The organism is Curtobacterium sp. B8, from assembly GCF_000333315.1.
In the GTDB taxonomy this organism is placed as follows: domain Bacteria; phylum Actinomycetota; class Actinomycetes; order Actinomycetales; family Microbacteriaceae; genus Curtobacterium; species Curtobacterium luteum.
In genome coordinates, this window is record NZ_BACW01000168.1 from 1 (window position 1) to 1,495 (window position 1,495).

The 1,495-nt window shown below is 75.8% G+C and carries 2 protein-coding genes; one reads left to right on the forward strand and one right to left on the reverse strand.

The genetic code is table 11. From position 1 onward, the window contains the following. A partial coding sequence (locus I59_RS04130) for a glycosyltransferase (RefSeq protein WP_261976511.1) occupies nucleotides 1-630 on the reverse strand: 630 nt, incomplete at its 3' end. Here I59_RS04130 and I59_RS04135 point away from each other — a divergent pair. Beyond that, a partial coding sequence (locus tag I59_RS04135; RefSeq protein WP_022902787.1) for an ATP-binding cassette domain-containing protein occupies nucleotides 544-1,495 on the forward strand: 952 nt, incomplete at its 3' end. The two genes, I59_RS04130 and I59_RS04135, sit on opposite strands and share 87 nt — an antisense overlap.

The following is a 1,495-nucleotide window of genomic DNA, read 5'->3' on the forward strand; positions in this document are numbered from 1 at the left end:
TGGACCGACGTCCGGCGCGTCGACCCGGCGGTCCGTCACCGTGGTCGGCGACTCGAGGTGCACCGCGCCCGACGGGACGATGCCCGCGCCGCCGAAGCGTTCCATGACCCGCCACTGGGCGACGACGTCCTCGCCGGCGTGCTGCGGTGGGAGCTCGGGCCAGAAGCGGAACGCGCCCGCCGAGTCGAGTCGCTCCCGGCCGTAGAGCACGCAGGCGCCGACCCAGGCGACCCGGTAGGGCACCCAGCCGCCCTGCTCCACACCGAGGTCGGAGGCGACGTGCGCCAGGTTCGCGGCGTTGTGGAGCGACCACCGGTCGTGGGCCGGGGTCCCGCGACGCACGACCTCCGGTTCGACACCGTCCGCCCACGGCTCGAACACCGCTGTCTCGGCCGGACGTCGGTCGGCTAGGTACGACAGCCCCTGCACGGCCGACCCCACGAACCCGCAGTCGAGCGAGCGCAGGGCGTCGAGCATCCGGCGGACCGTTCCCGGCTCGAGCCAGACGTCGTCGTCGAGGAACAGCACCGCGGGTGCGGTGGCGTGGTCGAGCAGGAACTGCCGGTGCTCCGCGAGTCCCAGCCGACCCGGGTGCGTGAGGAGCGTGACGGGCCGGCCCTGCGCCTCCAGGACGCGGGCAAGACCGTGACCGCCCGCGCGCTCCTCGGGCTGTCCGCCGACCGAGCCGAGGTCGCCGCCGACCGGCTCGAGGTGGCCGGCACGGACGCGAGGGGCTTCCGCGAACGCGACTGGCGTCGGCTCCGCGGCACCCGCGTCGGGTACGTCGGCCAGGAGGCCCTCGGTGCCCTCGACCCGCTCCGCCCGGTCGGCCGCGAGGTGGCGGACGCACTCCGACTGCACACGTCCATGCGCGCCGCCGAACGGGTCGAGGCCGTGCGGACCGCGCTCGCCGACGTCGGGCTCGACCCCGCGATCGCGACCGACGGCCGGCTGGCCGGGACGCTCTCCGGCGGGATGCGGCAGCGGGCCCTCATCGCGGCGGCCACGATCGGCTCCCCCGCGCTCGTCGTCGCGGACGAACCGACCACCGCGCTCGACGCCGGTGTCGCGGTGGCCGTCATGGAGCAGCTCCGCCGGGCCCAGCAACGCGGAGCCGGCGTGCTGGTCATCACGCACGACCTCGGCCTCGTCGCCGGCTGGGCCGATCGGGTGGCCGTGGTCGCGGACGGCCGGATCGTCGAGCAGGGGCCGGTCGGGCGGGTGTTCGACGCACCCGAACACCCGGCGACCGCGGCGCTCGTGCACGCGGCCGCCCCCGCACCTGCCCCCGTCCCCGCCCCCGCCCCCGCTCCCGCCCTCGCCCCCGCTCGGTGCGAGGATCCCAACAGCGTGTTCAGGGCACACCCCCCGCACGGGGCGCGAAACCTCTCACGATGCGATCGCCGATGCGGCCGACTCGCACCGTGCGAGGTAGGTCGTTCCTGGTCCCGGACGTCCTCGAGCGTGCGTTCGACGGTGTCCCTACGGTGCACGA